Source organism: Cecembia lonarensis LW9 (assembly GCF_000298295.1).
In the GTDB taxonomy this organism is placed as follows: domain Bacteria; phylum Bacteroidota; class Bacteroidia; order Cytophagales; family Cyclobacteriaceae; genus Cecembia; species Cecembia lonarensis.
On the sequence record NZ_AMGM01000027.1, the window covers coordinates 1 to 16,342 of the forward strand.

The following is a 16,342-nucleotide window of genomic DNA, read 5'->3' on the forward strand; positions in this document are numbered from 1 at the left end:
CAGTTATTCTCCATGCTCGGCCATGAATTGGTCCAGATCCTTTAATTGTATTTTTCCTTCAAAATAGGCTCTCCCAAAAACTACGGCAGTCACACCTATATCCTTAAGTTTTTTAAAGTCTTCAATATTTCTAACACCACCGCTTGCAGCCAGATGAATGGTTGGAAATTTTTGAACAATTTTTTTTATATAACTCAAAGTTTGGCCCCTCCATCACACCATCACGAGTAACATCAGAACATTTTAGATATTTCAAGCCTCTATCATAAAAAAACTGTATGTGGTCAAACAAGTCGGTTTCTGTCTTTTTGGTCCAACCTCTGACTTTAATTTTATTGTCTATGGGATTTGTATCGGCAGCGAGGAAAATTTTTTCCCTCCCATAAGACATAATCCATTGCGAAAAACGCTCAGGATACAAAGCAGCAGCAGATGCCGCAGTAATGGAATGTGCACCAAATTCAAAGGATTTCATGACATCACCATCAGTAGAAACACCACCTGAAAAGTCTATCTTTAAATTGGTATAACCAGCTACGGCTTCCAGTATATGGTAGTTCTTTGGTTCTCCTCTTCTGGCCCCGTCTAAGTCCACTAAATGCAACCACCGTATACCATGATCCTCAAATGCTTGGGCAATCTCCAAAGGGTTATTCGAAATAACCTCTTGAGTCGTGAAATCACCCCTTTTTAACCGGACACACTTTCCGTTAATGAGCCAAATAGATGGGATTATATCAAACATACGATCGGATTTAAATATTGTAATAAAAGCCCAAAAACCTTAGGACATCATTCAATTATTAAATATAATACAAGAATGAATGGTAAATGATATCTTTCCAAAAAATTTAATCCATAATTCAAAAAGCATTAGTGGTTTAATTCAGTACAGTAATCTTGCAATTTTTCCCTCCGGTCCGGAAGCCCAAACACTACTTTGTGCTTGATCTACAAATACAGCATGCAAGGATTCGTTGGAAAATTTTTCCCAGTCCATCCCAGTATTTTTCGAGAAGTCAGAACCATTTGGCCCAACAGCAATCAACCAATGTTGCAAAGGAAAATAGGTGACCCCAGAGCGGTATCCTGAAGGAAAATTACCGGTTGCCAATGTCCAAGCATATCCTAATTGTGTAGAGATGATGGCGTTATTGTAAGCTAAATCAGGCTGCAAAAAATCCCCTCCAACGCCAAAGAGGATATTTTGGTCAACCCTCGTCAAGGAGAAAATGCCTTGGGAACTTTCTCCTTGTAATATGGGAGTGGGAATTTCCGTCCAATGCATACCCCTGTCAGCTGAATGAAACACTGAACTGATTAACCCTCCACTGGCAAACCAAATATGATCTCCATGGGCTAAAATAGTAGACCCACTGGCTGCAAAAGACCCACTCTCAGGTGCAGCCATAGGACTGCTTGCAAGTACCTCCCAGCTTTTGCCGAAATCTCTTGATAAAAGGACTTTCCATTTGCCACCTACCTCATCACCGATGACGTATCCGCGTTCTTTATAAAAGACCATGCCATCAAAGAAATCCTCTTCCTCTCCTTGGAACACTTTCTTCCAATCCTTACCCCCATTTTCGGTCCTATATATCACTGCCGGTTGACCTGCAGAAATGGCTACTGCCGACGCTGCATCAAATGCTTCAATATCTCTGAAATCCACCGAATCCAACCCATCAATTATACCATGGTCCCAACTCTTCCCTCCATCCAATGTCCTTAGCCAAGTGCCTTGAGAACCTGAAGCCCATATAATTTCAGATGTCAAGGGGGAGAGACCTCTCAAAGAAGCCTGAGTTGGAGTTTCCATCAATTCCCATCCCAATGGATACGGCTCTTCCAATGATTTCTTTTCAAATGCACAGGAAAAAACCAACAATGAAAGACAAAGGCTTATAAACGTTGGAAATTTCATCACTTAAACTGGTCAACTTTTCTGTAGGCTGCTATCAAATCGGCTTCCCCCTCCTTTCCCGGCTTCGCATTACCATGCTCCATGCCTAGTATTCCCTTATAACCCTTTGTGTCAATATGCTTAAAAACATTGAGGTAATTGATTTCACCGGTTCCGGGTTCTTTCCTACCGGGATTATCCCCAATTTGTATGTAGGCAATTTCATCCCAACAGGCATCCATTAAAGGAATGAGATTCCCTTCATTACGCTGCATATGGTAAATATCGTACAGGATCTTGCAAGCAGGACTATCAACGGCCTTGCAAATGGCATAAGTTTGATCAGAATGTCTTAGAAAAAGCTCAGGCGTATCGCTCAATGGCTCCAAAACCATCACCAAGCCATGGGGTTCAAATACCTCTGCCCCTCTTTTAAGGGCCTCAATCACATTTGCCGTTTGTATGCCTATAGGCAATCTCCTTTCAAAGAAGCCGGGAACAACAGTAGCCCAAGTGGCATTTACCCGCTTGGCAGCTTCTACTGATCTTTTGCAGGTATTAACAAAATTATCAATAAATTCCTGCTTCCCCGAAGTGAGGGAAATTTTCCAATTGTCTCCCCCATCAACCACAAAAACACCCATCCTCATACCCAATTGTTCCAAAGTCCTACCTATACGATTTTGATCTTCTACAGATCTTGAAAGCAATCCATTATCCTCCAAAGAACGAAAGCCCTGTTCAGCCATAAATTTCAATTGATCTGCCAAATCCTCACCTGCATGAGACCTAAACATGCCAAAATGGGGAGCATAATCCATATTGAATGGTGGTTCTGCTCTTTTCAAAGGTCCTGATCCTTTAGCGAATGCATTCCCACTTGCTGTAGCTGCTAATGCAGCACCTAAACCCAGGTTTTTTATAAAATTCCGTCTTTCCATGATCAAATCACTTTGGTTTTTCCTGGAATAGCAAAAGGATAATAGCCATCAGCATCTGGCAGTACTTTTGGCATGGCGTCCCAGGCTAGGGTAGCTGGCATTAGGTCTACATTTGAATTGAGCGCTTCCTCCATAGTAATTTCCTTCCCAGAATAGGTCGCATACCTGCCCAAAATAGCTGTCATAGTACTTCTTGCTGCATTTTCGGCATCAGCAAACCTATATTCACCTTTTACGATAGCATCAAAAAGTTCATCATGTTCTACCTGATATGGATTGGCATTATTATCTCTATTGTGATCGTATATCGTCCTTCCTCCCCACTCATTCAAAATTCCGTGATTACCGGCACTTAGATACACATTCCCCTTAGTACCTTGGAACCTTTCATCAACCCTGTTGGTGGCACCTGGAAAATGTCGGCACTCACTGAAAATGACCGACCCGTCATCATAGGTAAAAGTGATGGAATGGTGGTCAAAGATTTCCCCATGATCCTTACCTGTTCTTACCTGTCTTCCTCCTGTTCCATAAGCTTTAACAGGGTAACTGTTTTTCACCCAATTGGCAACATCCAGATTGTGCACATGCTGCTCTACAATATGATCTCCACAAAGCCAGTTGAAATAATACCAGTTACGCATCTGATACTCCATTTCGGTTTGACCAGGCTGACGGGCATTGACCCAGACTCCTCCATCGTTCCAGTAAACTTGCCCCCCTATGATATCCCCAACAGCACCATCATGAATTCTTTTGATGGTCTCCCTATAATTGTCTTGATAATGCCGCTGAAGGCCGACCACTACGTTTAGTTTCTTTCTTTTTGCTTCCTCTGCTGCTGCCAAAACTTTTCGGATACCGACTGCATCTGTAGCAACAGGTTTTTCCATAAAGACCTGCTTTCCCTGATTCACGGCTTCTTCAAAATGGGAAGGTCTGAAACCTGGAGGTGCTGCTAAGATGACTACATCGGCCAACTTGATGGCTTCCTTATATCCCTCAAATCCAACAAACTTTCGCTCTTCAGGTACATCTACTTTATCTTTGCCATATTTATTAAAAATGGGTTCATAACTTTTATCAATCCTGTCCCTAAAGGCATCTGCCATGGCTACAAGTCTGATATTATGACCTGTATCGAAGGCTTGGAATACAGCACCAGTGCCTCTTCCTCCACATCCAATCACTGCCAATTTAATTTCATCGGAACCAGCTGCATATGCACCGGGTATGGAAAAAGGTTGGATCATTAATCCTCCGGTTACCAATGCGGAAGCTTTAAGGAAATCCCTTCGTGGATTTTTGCTTAGGTTTTTCATAGGTTTTATGGGTTTTGTTAGTGTAACTATGTCAGTTTTGGTTTTTAATTTAAATACTTACGCTGATTATTCCGACAGTGGATTAATAATCTGCTATAGGTGACCTGTTGTAATAGGCCATGATCTCCTCCTCAGTTGGGGGGGTAAATGGCCTCACCACCCGAAGACCTAAAAACGGCGCTTCAGGAAACCACCATTGGCTTTTAGGTATTTGCGGATCAATACGCTTCCATTCTGCTTTGGACTTAAAGCGCTTGGTCATCCTCAAATCTTCTTGTTCAGACTTATAATGTCCTCCCCTGATTGCTCCGGGATAAAGGGAGGTCACAGGGACATGGGGATCTTTCAAGGATAATTTTTCTCTGCCCTTATAAGCATCTTCCAGATATTGATCTGAAGTCCATTCCATGACATTTCCCAATATATCGTATAAACCCCATGGATTGGGCTTTTTTAATCCCACCTTATGCGTACTTCCCCCACTGTTTTCAGAATACCAGGCATAATCCCCAAGCATTGAAGCATCATCGCCAAAAAAATAGGCCCCTTTTGTGCCAGCTTTAGCAGCATATTCCCATTCTGCTTCTGTAGGAAGCCGATAAAAAACCCCGGTCTTCAAGTATAACCATTTACAAAATTGAATCGCTCCATATTGAGTCATACCAATGGCAGGCTTACCTTCTTTCCCCATTCCAAAAGTCATATCTAAATAAGGAATACTGGGCCTGCTAAGGCCATCTACTTCTGCAGGTAGTGGTTTTTCTGCAATGGCTTCTTCAAAATTCTTATCTAGAAAAAGATCAAATATATCCCAAGTGATTTCATGCGTTCCCATCCAAAAGGGTGATAACTCCACTGGATGGGCAGGCTGCTCATCCTGAGCATCCCCTCCTCCCATTATAAATGTTCCCCCAAGAATGGGAACAAGATCAAATGAGAGATTTGTATCGGGAATGGCTTGTGTATAAGGTTCAAAATTTGGGTAGATAAGCTTACTTCCCCAAAAAGAATAAGCCAACAGAAGCATCACGAGATAAAACCCTACAAAATTGTAAATCCGCATATTTCCTATTTTGCTTCAAATTCTGTAAAAAATGGAATTAAAGCAAATGAAGAAAGTATAAAAGGAAATTAGAATTAACCAGGTACTTGGAGTAGCAAAAAATCATCAAAAAGCAATCTCAAAAAATCTGACCTCCTATGAGCACTTCAATTTCCTCCAAGGCAGCTTTGAGTTGATTATAGGAACGCAAATGCAGAGCATTATGAGATTTTGCCATTTCTAAACCTATACCATGAATAAAACCCAATGGTGGCGCATTAAAAAAATATTCAAAGCCAATCAGTGGCTCTCCCTTGATAGTTTCGGGCATTTCAAGAGATTTCAAGGTTTTTGAATCATCAGATGAAACGTTAATATCCTCAGAGGAAGCCCTTACCGGAAAATTCAGCAACATCAAAGTGAAGAAAAATAGCACTATCGGATTCTTCATACTAACGGGAATATCACAGCTGTTTAACAATTTCTTTTTTTGGAATCCTTATGCTCCACATCCCCCTTAGATCACCCATTTGATGCCCTCGGGCTTTATCTTCTGGATAGAGTTTATCCAGTTTTTCTAAAGTCTCCTCACTAATATCAGCGCCAGGGTTTCCATGACAATTTAAACATAGGGCATTGGGGATTTTGATGGCCTTGGCATATAATAAAACCTCCCCTCCTTCCAGTTTTTGAATATTTGCCTCAGTCGGCAGCTCATTTTCCGTGTTATACTCAAAAGCCTCAAGGATCATCTCCTCATAATCCCTAGGCTTATCTTCTGGGTTTCTATAGGCATTCGAAGCCCTTCTGATCTCAACATTGTATTTTTCCCCTACTTCACGCAGGATGGGAAGGGCCTCCACTTGACAAAATTCAATAGCTCCTGGTATTCCTTTTTCCGATATTGCATTTTGAAGTGCTGAAATCAATTGTTCTTGCGCTGACTGTGATATTTCCTCTCCCCATTCCAAGGCCTTTTTCAAAACATCTGCTTCATTGACCTTCTTGACCTCCATGCTTTTATTGACCTCATCAAAAACTTCTTTACTCACCCGCTCATTGGTACCACAGGAAACTATTATCGAAAGTAAAATCAAGAAATAAAATATTTTTTTCATGGCTTCATTTTTTCTAATACCTAAAAATAGAACATAATTGTGATTTTCAGAAACAATAAATGTTGTTTATCAAAGCTGAATCCTAATTGTTTAGCGGGAAAAAAGTTAAACCCACCTCAGGGTATTTCATTTTATCGTATTTATCCTATTTTTGTATGGTATAGTTGATTGAAAACCAATGAGGAAACATTTCTACCTTTTATTTTTATTTGTATTTTTTTTCTCTCTGACACAAGCTCAAACCTGGAGAAGACTTGGCGGATGGGGCAACCAATACACAGGAATTGTTTGGGTCAATGAAGAAGTGGGTTATATATCCGGTAATCAAATCATCTTAAAAAGTATAGATGGTGGTTTAAGTTGGGTGGAGCAGGAAACACCGCTAAAGACCAAAATGTTAGCTGTAGATTTCTTCAGTGAAAGTGTCGGCATGATGGTCGGTGAAAACGGAAATATTTTTAAAACAAATAATGGTGGAAATACCTGGACTTTATCCAATATTGGCTCAGATGTTAATTTAAATAAGGTGAAATACCTTAGCCAACAGCGAATTTATGTTGTCGCCGACAATGGTGAAATTTATCGCTCTAACAATGCAGGAGAATCCTGGACAAGACAAAACCTTGGGACCAATGCGGATTTGCGAGGTTTATTTTTTGTCAATTCAGACACAGGTTACGTGGCGGCCTCAAATGGTCAAATTTTCAGGACATTTAATGGTGGAAACAATTGGACTACAAGAAACACAGGGCAAAACAGGGCGCTGAATGATGTTCACTTCGTCAATGGTACCACTGGTTATGCAGTGGGAAACAGAGGTACTATTCTAAGAACTTCTGATACCGGCGATTCCTGGACAGCAGTAAGTTCAGGTACAGAAAGGGACTTATATGCTGTCAGTTTTAATCGTTCTAACCGAAACTTAGGAGTTGTGACCGGTGAAAATGCCACCTTGTTACGAACCGTCAATGGAGGATCAACCTTCGAGGGGAGAAATGTCAATAATCAGGAAACTTATTTAGATGCAGCATTCAGAGATAATTCCAACAATGTTTTTGCACTTGGAACAAATGGCTTTCTAATCAGCTCGGGAAATTCCGGTGCAAGCTGGGGTACAAGGTTATCAGGTAGAGAAATTGACTATACAGGCACAAGCTTTAGGACTGATAGAATTGGATACATCATTGGAGAAAATGGCAGATTCTTTTTTACAAATAACGGAGGAAGTTCATTTAACGACCGATCAAGACCTGTTTCCAATCAATTTAATCATCTTTTTTTCACCACGAACTCCTTGGGTTATATCTGTGGTGAGGAGGGTATTCTACTAAGAACGACCAACTCTGGTTCCAATTGGACTTCATTGAATCCAGGAACCACTGAAGATCTTAACGGGCTTTTCTTTTTTAACAATAATGTGGGTTATGTAGTAGGAAATAAAGGTTTTATGGCTTTCACTGCCGATGGAGGCATCACTTGGGAAAAAATTGAGCTGGGAAATACATCCGTTAATTTCAAAAGACTGGCTTTTATTAATACAGAAAGCGGTATACTCATTGGAGATAATGGTTTTGTAAGCATATATGAAAACGAGGAATGGAGGACAATTAACCTGGGAACAGGCATTCAATTCAATGATATTTCAATACTTGATGAAAACAGTGCCGTTATTGTAGGCCAATCCGGGAATGCTTATAAAACAGAAGATAAAGGCCTCAGCTGGGAGCGCTTAAACCTAAACTTTTCTGAAAACTTCAACGCCGTAACCTTTTTAGATGATGAAATAGGGTTCATTGCCGGTGAAAAAGGTTTAATGATTCAAACCAAAGATGGCGGTATGACTTGGGAAAAATTTATTACCGCCACATTCCAGGATTTCACTGGAATTAGTTTCGGCACTTTGAGCAATGGCTTTGCTGTGGGGAAAAAGGGAACCTTTTTTACCTATGACTGCCAGGTACCCGAACAGCCCACTGTGATTTTTGGAGATGATAATGTTTGTTTAGGTCAACACGTTTACAACGTACAAGAAGCTGTAGAACTGGAGCAGGAATTCGAATGGAGAGTGGATGGGGGAAGAATTATTGAAGGGCAAGGCACCAGTAGAATTGTGGTAGAATGGGATATTCCTGGAAGAAATGCAGTATTGGTAAGGGCTAAAAATTTCTGCGGTAATAGTGGCACCAGTGGCCTTGAAGTGATTGTTTCAGGAGCTGCCAGATCCATCAATGAAATTGAAGGGGAAGGTGCCGTATGCATCAATACCAGTCAAGAATACCTTGTTGAACCTACTTTAGGCACTGTATATGTATGGGAGGTTTCAGGGGGTGAAATTTTAGAAGGCCAAGGTACCAATAGAATTTTGGTAGGTTGGGCGAATACTGGCCAACAATCCATCAGCATCACACCAAGTAACCCATGTGGCCAAGGACAAACTACTAGCAAAGATATTTTGGTGACTACTCCTCCAGATAAACCTTCTGCAGTCAATGGACCGGAAAGGGTTGGATTTACAGAAGAAACATACAGCGTAAACAACGTCAACGGTGTCAACTTCCAGTGGAGTATAACCAACCAGGGTGGGCAGATCATTCAAGGTCAGGGCACGAATCAGGTGGTTGTAAGGTGGGAAAAAGAAGGAGACTTCACACTACGTGTGACTCCTATGAACGGCTGCGATGAGGGAGAGTCCAGCGAACTGGAAGTCAATGTGAATATCATTACCTCCATCGGAGAAAACAGACAGAGGAATGAGGAAATAAAAATTTATCCGAATCCATCTCAAGGGGATTTCACCCTGGAAATCAAAGATGTTGGAAGCATCATACAACTCCGCTTGATCAATGCCTATGGGCAAGAAATCAACATCCTCAAACCAGCACCTGGCCTTCACCAATATCAATTCCGGGACCTGGCAAAAGGTCTGTATACCCTCATCATAAGTACAAGCCAGAAAGAATATGTAAAAAAGGTCTTGGTCAGATAGGTCCCCTCGCCTTATTTTATATTTCGCAATTGATAGAGGCCGACCAAATTAAAATTAAATTTCGTATATAGTAAATTGAAAAATTTTTATTTTGAATACATGAAACATATACTAAGTCAATTCTAATTATTCAAAATTTTATTTTAGATCTACGCTTGATTATTATTCTCCTTTTGTGGTGATTTGTAGGAAATAAACCCAATTATAATGGAGAATAGATATTTTCACCCGGAAAGTTTGATGATGTCTTTTGGCTACAAGCCAGAACTTTCAGAAGGGGCTATCAAATGCCCCATCTTTCAAACTTCTACGTTTGTTTTTAAATCAGCTGAAGAAGGAAAAGCTTTTTTTGAGGTTGCCTATGGACAAAGAGAAAAAGCTCCCAATGAAGATCTGGGGCTGATTTATTCCAGACTTAATAATCCTGATTTACAGATTTTGGAAGAACGTCTATGCCTTTGGGATGGTGCAGACGAATGTGCGGTATTTGAAAGTGGTATGTCGGCTATCTCTACAGTAATGTTAGAGTTTTTAAGGCCTGGGGACGTACTTTTATACAGCAAGCCTGTTTATGGGGGTACCGATCATTTCATCAATAAAGTGCTTCCAGAATATGGTATCAAAGGGATTGGGTTTACCAACACAGAAGATCCGGATCAAATTATTGAAAACTTAAAATCATTAGGGCTGGATAAACAGCTTAAAATGGTATATGTTGAGACGCCTGCCAATCCTACAAATGCACTTTTTGATTTAGAGTCATGCAAGAAGATTGCCGATTATTTTACATCTGATGAAAAAGACGTCGTAGTTTGTGTAGACAATACCTACATGGGGCCACTTTGGCAGCACCCATTGAAGCATGGGGCTGATTTGGTTATATATTCAGCCACCAAGTATATCGGTGGCCATTCCGATTTGATAGCAGGAGCTGTTTTAGGCCATTCAAAGTACATGAAAAGGGTCAGAACCTTACGGACCTTCTTAGGCAACATGGCTGGACCATGGACTGGGTGGTTGCTGATGAGAAGTTTGGAAACCTTAAAAGTAAGAATGACCCAACAAGCAGAAAATGCAGTGAAAGTGGCCAAATTTCTTCAAAATCATCCAAAGGTAGAAAAAGTATATTATCTGGGACACTTGGAGCCTGGTACAGCACAGCACGCCATTTTCAAAAAGCAACTGTTCTCTGCAGGTGCCATGCTCTCTTTTGATGTCAAGGGAGGAGAAAAGGAGGCCTTTACCTTCCTAAATAGTCTAAAATTGATCAAACTGGCAGTTTCTTTAGGCAGTACGGAATCACTGGCAGAACATCCGGCCACTATGACGCATAGTGATGTTTCGGCTGAAGACAAGGCTATGATTGGCATCACGGAAAAATTAATCAGAATCTCTGTAGGTGTTGAACACTACGATGATATCATTTGGGACATGGAACAGGCACTGGAAAAAGTGTAACAAAAATGGAATAGGGGATAACTGAAAACTTGGTTATATTCCCTATTAATTTATCTAAGTATCCGTAATCTTACACCAAGTAGAATTAAATTTGATTAGAGTGCCCCTCGGTATAGTTCGGCAAGCTCACTAATCGGGCTCGGGGAACAGGATTTAGGTTTTATTCAAGTCCCGGTGGCCGAGCCTTCTGCGCCCGCCAGACATGACGAGGCCCTTAAATTAATAGGTGTAACATTCCGATAGTCAGGTTTTTTATTGTTCCTCTACACCCGTAGCCTTCATTTTTTCCACATTTTCTGCAAATCTTAGCGCTGAAATAAAATCCTCAATATTCCCTTCCATGACATCCGGTAGATTGTATACAGTTTTGTTAATCCTATGATCTGTAACTCGGCTTTGAGGATAATTGTATGTCCGTATCTTATCTGATCTATCTCCACTGGCTACCATGGATTTACGCTGGGCGCCGACAGCCTCATTATGTTTAGCCAGCTCAATTTCATAAAGTCTTGAACGCAATACCTTTAAGGCCTTTTCAAAGTTTTTTATCTGGGATTTTTCATCCTGACAAGTAACCACCAAGCCCGTTGGGTTGTGGGTCAGTCTAACAGCAGAATAAGTTGTATTGACAGATTGTCCTCCCGGTCCTGATGAACAATAGGTATCCTTTCTGATATCATTCATATTGATATCCACCTCTACTTCATCCATTTCAGGTAAAACGGCTACAGTAGCCGCTGATGTATGGACCCTTCCCTGGGTTTCTGTAGCAGGAACCCGCTGTACACGGTGTACACCGGACTCATACTTCAACATACCATATACATCTGCTCCACTTACTGTACTGATGATTTCTTTATATCCTCCAGAGGAGCCGAATGTAAGGTCTAAAACAGTGATTTTCCAGTTTTGCTTTTCGCAAAATCGCTGATACATTCGAAATAAATCTCCTGCAAAAATGGCCGCCTCATCTCCTCCGGTACCTGCTCTGATTTCCAAAATGCAGTCCTTGGAATCATTGGGGTCTTTGGGGATAAGCTGCTGCTTCAATTCTTCCTCCAAAATTTCATGCTTCCTCTTCAGTTCTTCCAATTCCATTTTCGCCATTTCCCTAAAATCAGGATCCTTTTCCTTTTCTAATAATTCTTTGGTACTGGCAAGGTTTTCAACCACCAATTTATAGGAATCATATAGGGCAACAATCTTTTCCAGATCCTTATATTCCTTGGTAAGTTTGGTATACTTACTCATGTCTGACATGGCCTCTGGCTGAATGATCAATTGACCTAATTCAATAAATCTATCTTTCAGCGCTTGTAATTTTTCAAGCATGGTAATTGGTTTTTTAGGAAGACAAAATTAGTAAAATAAATCTATTGGCCTACCCTTTCAGAATTGCTTAAAAATGGCCTAACAGCAAAAGCCTGAGCTAGGTAATTTAAATACTTAGCCTAACCTTATAAAAGTATTTTGATGGATAGGTATTATTGCAAAATCAAAAAGTCATTGTACCCCTGATCTTGACCTTGAGATATCTCAATGTTTTCCACCTCCGAATTGGGTGGACCTAACCTTAGCCAAGACTGCATAGCGAGAATGGAGTGCAGCTCACCTTCAATTTCTACGGAAACAGTACCATCTTCTTCATTTTTGACCCAGCCATAAAGACCTAATTCTAAGGCCTTCTGCTGCGTATTTTTCCTGAAAAAAATACCTTGTACTTTTCCATGCACTTTAATGCGCCTGTTCATTATCAAATAAGGGTTATAGCAGATATAAAATCAAATGTAAATTTAAAGAAGAATCCTTGAATTTCCGAGTATTCTATTTATTTGGTAAATACAATTTGCAAATAGAAAAAATGATAAAACAGGAAAATGACCTTTAACTTTACCAAGTTCGCATTAGACTATCCTTAGTTAAATTTAATAGAAAATTTCAATTCAGTACAAATGCATATATGATCAGCAATTATCTATACACAAATTGTTTTTACTGATCTTCATACCATTTTTCTTCAAAAGTGGATTCCACTTTTACATCAGCAGTTAGTACTTTATAAACCATCCAAATAATTGGTAATGGAGAGACGGAAAACATAAATAAAATAATTGCTGTATTTAGATTTGCCTGAATAGCGGTCACATAGATGATAAGAAAGGCCGTTACCAAATATACGGGAAGTAAATAGTTTTTCATGATTTTCAGGAATTTAGGTGCATATAGTAAACCACAATTGATTTGAATTTGTTATGAGACCGATATGAAAGGATTCAGATTTACAAAATACACTCCTCCACAGGACCCAGAGAAAAACACCTTTGAAAACTTATTAAATATTTTCCTGCAATTGGTAACCATGACAGGCGGAGATGTAGCAGAGGCTCTTTCCTGGTTGAGCAACCTGGACAAGAGGTACCAACTGACGAATCCTAATTATGGCATTGGAGATTTTATTGAAGACCTGAAGTCTAAAGGGTACCTTACAGAGGAAAACCAAAAAGGGGAAATAAAAATAACAGCCAAAGCAGAACAGAACATCAGGAAGAATGCCCTGGAAGAAATCTTTGGAAAATTGAAGCGGGGGAAAGGAGGAAATCATAAAACTACCCAGTCCGGGCCTGGAGATGAAAAAGGAACCGACAGGAGGCCTTACACTTTTGGAGATAGCTTGGATCAGATCGCCCTCACTGACTCAATTCGAAATGCTCAAGTAAATCATGGATTTTCTGGAGATTACCTGCTCACAGAAGATGATCTGGAGGTAGTAGAAAATGAATTCCGTACTCAGACCTCCACCGTTCTAATGATCGATATCAGCCACTCCATGATCCTGTATGGAGAAGATAGAATCACTCCTGCAAAAAAAGTGGCCATGGCATTGGCAGAACTGATCAAAACACGCTACCCCAAAGACACCTTGGATGTGATCGTTTTTGGGAATGATGCCTGGCAAATTGAAATCAAAGACCTACCCTACCTTCAAGTAGGCCCTTACCATACGAATACTGTAGCAGGGCTGGAATTGGCCATGGATCTTTTAAGAAGGAGAAAAAATCCAAACAAACAAATCTTCATGATCACGGACGGTAAACCTACTTGTTTGAAAGTGGGAATAAAGTATTACAAAAATGCTTTTGGTATTGACAGCAAAATACTCAATGAAACTTTAAAGCTCGCTGCTCAGTGTAGAAGACTGAAAATCCCCGTCACCACATTTATGATCGCCTCTGACCCTTATTTGAAAGAGTTTGTGAAAGAATTCACCAAAGTCAACAATGGAAATGCCTACTATAGTAGCCTAAAAGGTTTAGGTAACTTAATTTTTGAAGATTACAGAAAAAACAGAACCAAAAAATTCTAAATATGGAATACCACCAATTGTCCTCTAAAGACTTATTGAAAATAAAAACCCTGGGAGCCCTCAAGGCTTCCGGCTATCAGCCCATATCCATCAAAGAAGAACTAAGAAAAAATCTGATCCAAAAAATCCGACAAAAAGAACAGGTATTTGAAGGCATCTGGGGTTATGAAGATACCGTAATCCCCGACATTGAAAGGGCCATTCTTTCCCGGCATAACATCAACTTACTAGGACTTCGCGGACAGGCAAAAACCAGAATTGCCAGAATGATGACGCAACTGCTAGATGAATATGTTCCGGTTGTGGAAGGTTCTGAATTGAATGATGACCCAATGGAACCTCTGTCCAGTTATGCCAAAGAACTGATCAAAAACAAAGGAGATCAAACTCCTATTAACTGGTGGCACAAGGATGATCGATATACAGAAAAGTTGGCCACACCGGATGTGTCTGTCGCTGACCTGATTGGCGATGTGGATCCCATCAAAGCTGCAACCATGAAGTTGTCTTACAACGATGAAAGGGTGATTCACTATGGTTTGGTTCCCAGGTCAAATCGTTCAATTTTCGTCATCAACGAACTTCCCGACCTACAGGCAAGAATTCAAGTGGCACTTTTTAACATCCTTCAGGAAGGTGACATACAGATCCGTGGCTTCAAATTAAGATTACCTTTGGACATACAATTTGTATTTACAGCCAATCCTGAGGATTATACCAATAGAGGTTCTATCGTAACCCCCCTCAAAGACAGGATAGAAAGCCAAATCATCACCCACTACCCCAAATCGATAGAAATTGGGAAGCGGATTACAGCCCAGGAGGCAAATTTGCAGGGCAAACCTGTAGAAAATATCCATGTGCCTGAATTGATGCGCGATTTGATCGAGCAGATTGCAATTGAAGCTCGAAACAGCGAATATGTGGATGAAAAAAGCGGTGTTTCAGCCCGACTTACAATCTCTGCCTTTGAAAATCTAATTTCTGCAGCAGAAAGGAGATTGTACCTCAACAATGAGCAGAATACCGTAGTTAGAATTGCTGACCTGATCGGTGTAATCACTGCGATTACCGGTAAGGTGGAACTCGTCTACGAAGGTGAACAGGAAGGTGCCGGCTTGGTGGCCCACAACCTGATAGGAAAAGCAATCAGAACTTTGTTTGTCGACTACTTCCCCTCTCCAGAGCAAAAGAAAAAAGAAAAAGAAGGCAATCCTTATGTCATACCTTTAGCCTGGTTTGGAGAAGGCAACACATTAGATATACTTGCAAGCCAATCTGATAAGGAATATAAATCCAACCTTCAGAAAGTTCCGGGATTAGAAGACATGGTTACCGCCACCATCAGTCCACTTCCGGAAAAAGAAAAAGAGTTTTTTATGGAATTTTTACTTCATGGATTGTCAGAGTACAGTCAATTAAGTAAAAAAATGCTAGATACCGGGCTGCAATTCAAAGACCTCTTCAGTTCCATGTTTGATATGGGGGCATCTGATGATGATTTTGAAGAAGAAGATGATTATTAAAACAAAGAAAAATTCAATAGCCTGGTCCCCACCGAAATTTTCCGATGGGGACTTTGCCTTTTTTAGGGATAAATATTTAAATTACAAACACTTATGCCCAATCAAAAAATCAAACTCTGGACTATCTCTGGTACCGTAGCCATCATTTTATTGGGAACAGTGCTGCATTACTTTTACCCTTGGTTTGGAGAAAATAGGATTCTAGGGGCCTTTGTGCCCGTGAATGAAAGTGTATGGGAACACTTGAAGTTGGGCTATTGGGGTCTACTCCTATTTTCCATTCCGGAATTTTTCCAAATCAAATCAAAAGTCAATAATTACTTTGCAGCCAAGTTCCTAGGCATCCTTGTTTTGGAATTCAGTATCCTTGGTATATTCTTTACTTACACCTTATTTAGCCAAGGGCCTATTTTATGGATAGATATTTCATCTTTTGTGGTTGGGACTTTACTCTGTCAAGCTCTTGTTTTTAAACTATACCTTACCCAGCCTTTAAGCCCTTATTTTGAATGGATAGCATTTTTTGGTTTTTTAGGTATCGGTGTTCTGTTTGCCTGGTTTACTTATTTTCCACCTCAATGGCCCATTTTCATGGATGGCAATGACTTTACCTATGGTATAGACAAAGTGGCTCAATGAATATGTTCAACCTTTTTTTAGAGTCTTTAAAAATTTATATTGT

14 protein-coding genes and 1 pseudogene are annotated in these 16,342 nt (G+C 40.3%); 5 read left to right on the forward strand and 10 right to left on the reverse strand.

All coding sequences use genetic code 11. The features are described 5' to 3' along the window. Positions 1–3: 3 nt before the first annotated feature. From B879_RS09855 to B879_RS09885, 7 genes and pseudogenes are all read right to left on the reverse strand, one after another. Positions 4–745, reverse strand: a pseudogene (locus tag B879_RS09855) (1-(5-phosphoribosyl)-5-[(5-phosphoribosylamino)methylideneamino]imidazole-4-carboxamide isomerase). A 141-nt stretch (positions 746–886) separates the two neighbouring features. Continuing rightward, on the reverse strand, positions 887–1,924 hold the full coding sequence (locus tag B879_RS09860; protein WP_009185028.1) for a WD40/YVTN/BNR-like repeat-containing protein: 1,038 nt from the start codon (positions 1,922–1,924) through the stop codon (positions 887–889). After that, positions 1,924–2,844, reverse strand: a complete 921-nt coding sequence (locus tag B879_RS09865) for a hydroxypyruvate isomerase family protein (RefSeq protein WP_009185029.1) — start codon at positions 2,842–2,844, stop codon at positions 1,924–1,926. Before B879_RS09865 ends, B879_RS09860 begins: the two co-directional genes overlap by 1 nt. Before the next feature lie 2 nt (positions 2,845–2,846). Continuing rightward, on the reverse strand, positions 2,847–4,166 hold the full coding sequence (locus B879_RS09870; protein ID WP_009185030.1) for a Gfo/Idh/MocA family protein: 1,320 nt from the start codon (positions 4,164–4,166) through the stop codon (positions 2,847–2,849). Positions 4,167–4,248: 82 nt separating this feature from the next. Beyond that, entirely contained in the window at positions 4,249–5,229 is a 981-nt protein-coding gene (locus B879_RS09875) for a formylglycine-generating enzyme family protein (RefSeq protein ID WP_009185031.1), read from the reverse strand. 118 nt (positions 5,230–5,347) lie between these two features. Further along, positions 5,348–5,659, reverse strand: coding sequence for a hypothetical protein (locus B879_RS09880; RefSeq protein WP_009185032.1), 312 nt, complete (start codon positions 5,657–5,659; stop codon positions 5,348–5,350). Between the two features lie 13 nt (positions 5,660–5,672). Then, a complete protein-coding gene (locus tag B879_RS09885; protein ID WP_009185033.1) occupies positions 5,673–6,326 on the reverse strand; it encodes a Tll0287-like domain-containing protein in 654 nt (217 codons plus the stop codon). A 178-nt stretch (positions 6,327–6,504) separates the two neighbouring features. On the opposite strand from B879_RS09885, the gene B879_RS09890 reads away from it, so the two are divergent. After that, positions 6,505–9,312, forward strand: a complete 2,808-nt coding sequence (locus tag B879_RS09890; RefSeq protein ID WP_009185034.1) for a YCF48-related protein — start codon at positions 6,505–6,507, stop codon at positions 9,310–9,312. Between the two features lie 207 nt (positions 9,313–9,519). Next, a complete protein-coding gene (locus tag B879_RS09895) occupies positions 9,520–10,770 on the forward strand; it encodes a cystathionine gamma-synthase family protein (RefSeq protein WP_009185035.1) in 1,251 nt (416 codons plus the stop codon). A 252-nt stretch (positions 10,771–11,022) separates the two neighbouring features. Here B879_RS09895 and prfA read toward each other — a convergent pair whose 3' ends face one another. From prfA to B879_RS09910, 3 genes are all read right to left on the reverse strand, one after another. After that, positions 11,023–12,102, reverse strand: coding sequence for a peptide chain release factor 1 (gene prfA, locus B879_RS09900; RefSeq protein WP_009185036.1), 1,080 nt, complete (start codon positions 12,100–12,102; stop codon positions 11,023–11,025). Positions 12,103–12,254: 152 nt separating this feature from the next. After that, positions 12,255–12,521 (reverse strand): acylphosphatase, encoded by a 267-nt coding sequence (locus tag B879_RS09905; RefSeq protein ID WP_009185037.1) that lies wholly within the window; start codon positions 12,519–12,521, stop codon positions 12,255–12,257. A 241-nt stretch (positions 12,522–12,762) separates the two neighbouring features. Continuing rightward, positions 12,763–12,969 (reverse strand): hypothetical protein, encoded by a 207-nt coding sequence (locus B879_RS09910; protein WP_009185038.1) that lies wholly within the window; start codon positions 12,967–12,969, stop codon positions 12,763–12,765. A gap of 64 nt (positions 12,970–13,033) precedes the next feature. Between B879_RS09910 and B879_RS09915 the strand changes: the two genes are divergently transcribed. The 3 genes from B879_RS09915 to B879_RS09925 all read left to right on the forward strand — a co-directional run bounded on the left by B879_RS09915 (position 13,034) and on the right by B879_RS09925 (position 16,299). Beyond that, a complete protein-coding gene (locus B879_RS09915; RefSeq protein ID WP_009185039.1) occupies positions 13,034–14,134 on the forward strand; it encodes a vWA domain-containing protein in 1,101 nt (366 codons plus the stop codon). Between the two features lie 2 nt (positions 14,135–14,136). Further along, positions 14,137–15,660, forward strand: coding sequence for a hypothetical protein (locus B879_RS09920; RefSeq protein ID WP_009185040.1), 1,524 nt, complete (start codon positions 14,137–14,139; stop codon positions 15,658–15,660). 93 nt (positions 15,661–15,753) lie between these two features. Beyond that, complete coding sequence (locus B879_RS09925; protein WP_009185041.1) at positions 15,754–16,299, forward strand: DUF6512 family protein; 546 nt, start codon at positions 15,754–15,756, stop codon at positions 16,297–16,299. The last annotated feature ends 43 nt before the right edge of the window (positions 16,300–16,342 follow it).

Coding starts and splice junctions, on each gene's coding strand:
- B879_RS09860 (WP_009185028.1), bottom strand. CDS start 1,924: ATGAAATTTCCAACGTTTATAAGCCTTTGTCTTTCATTGTTGGTTTTT.
- B879_RS09865 (WP_009185029.1), bottom strand. CDS start 2,844: ATGGAAAGACGGAATTTTATAAAAAACCTGGGTTTAGGTGCTGCATTA.
- B879_RS09870 (WP_009185030.1), bottom strand. CDS start 4,166: ATGAAAAACCTAAGCAAAAATCCACGAAGGGATTTCCTTAAAGCTTCC.
- B879_RS09875 (WP_009185031.1), bottom strand. CDS start 5,229: ATGCGGATTTACAATTTTGTAGGGTTTTATCTCGTGATGCTTCTGTTG.
- B879_RS09880 (WP_009185032.1), bottom strand. CDS start 5,659: ATGAAGAATCCGATAGTGCTATTTTTCTTCACTTTGATGTTGCTGAAT.
- B879_RS09885 (WP_009185033.1), bottom strand. CDS start 6,326: ATGAAAAAAATATTTTATTTCTTGATTTTACTTTCGATAATAGTTTCC.
- B879_RS09890 (WP_009185034.1), top strand. CDS start 6,505: ATGAGGAAACATTTCTACCTTTTATTTTTATTTGTATTTTTTTTCTCT.
- B879_RS09895 (WP_009185035.1), top strand. CDS start 9,520: ATGGAGAATAGATATTTTCACCCGGAAAGTTTGATGATGTCTTTTGGC.
- prfA (WP_009185036.1), bottom strand. CDS start 12,102: ATGCTTGAAAAATTACAAGCGCTGAAAGATAGATTTATTGAATTAGGT.
- B879_RS09905 (WP_009185037.1), bottom strand. CDS start 12,521: ATGAACAGGCGCATTAAAGTGCATGGAAAAGTACAAGGTATTTTTTTC.
- B879_RS09910 (WP_009185038.1), bottom strand. CDS start 12,969: ATGAAAAACTATTTACTTCCCGTATATTTGGTAACGGCCTTTCTTATC.
- B879_RS09915 (WP_009185039.1), top strand. CDS start 13,034: ATGAAAGGATTCAGATTTACAAAATACACTCCTCCACAGGACCCAGAG.
- B879_RS09920 (WP_009185040.1), top strand. CDS start 14,137: ATGGAATACCACCAATTGTCCTCTAAAGACTTATTGAAAATAAAAACC.
- B879_RS09925 (WP_009185041.1), top strand. CDS start 15,754: ATGCCCAATCAAAAAATCAAACTCTGGACTATCTCTGGTACCGTAGCC.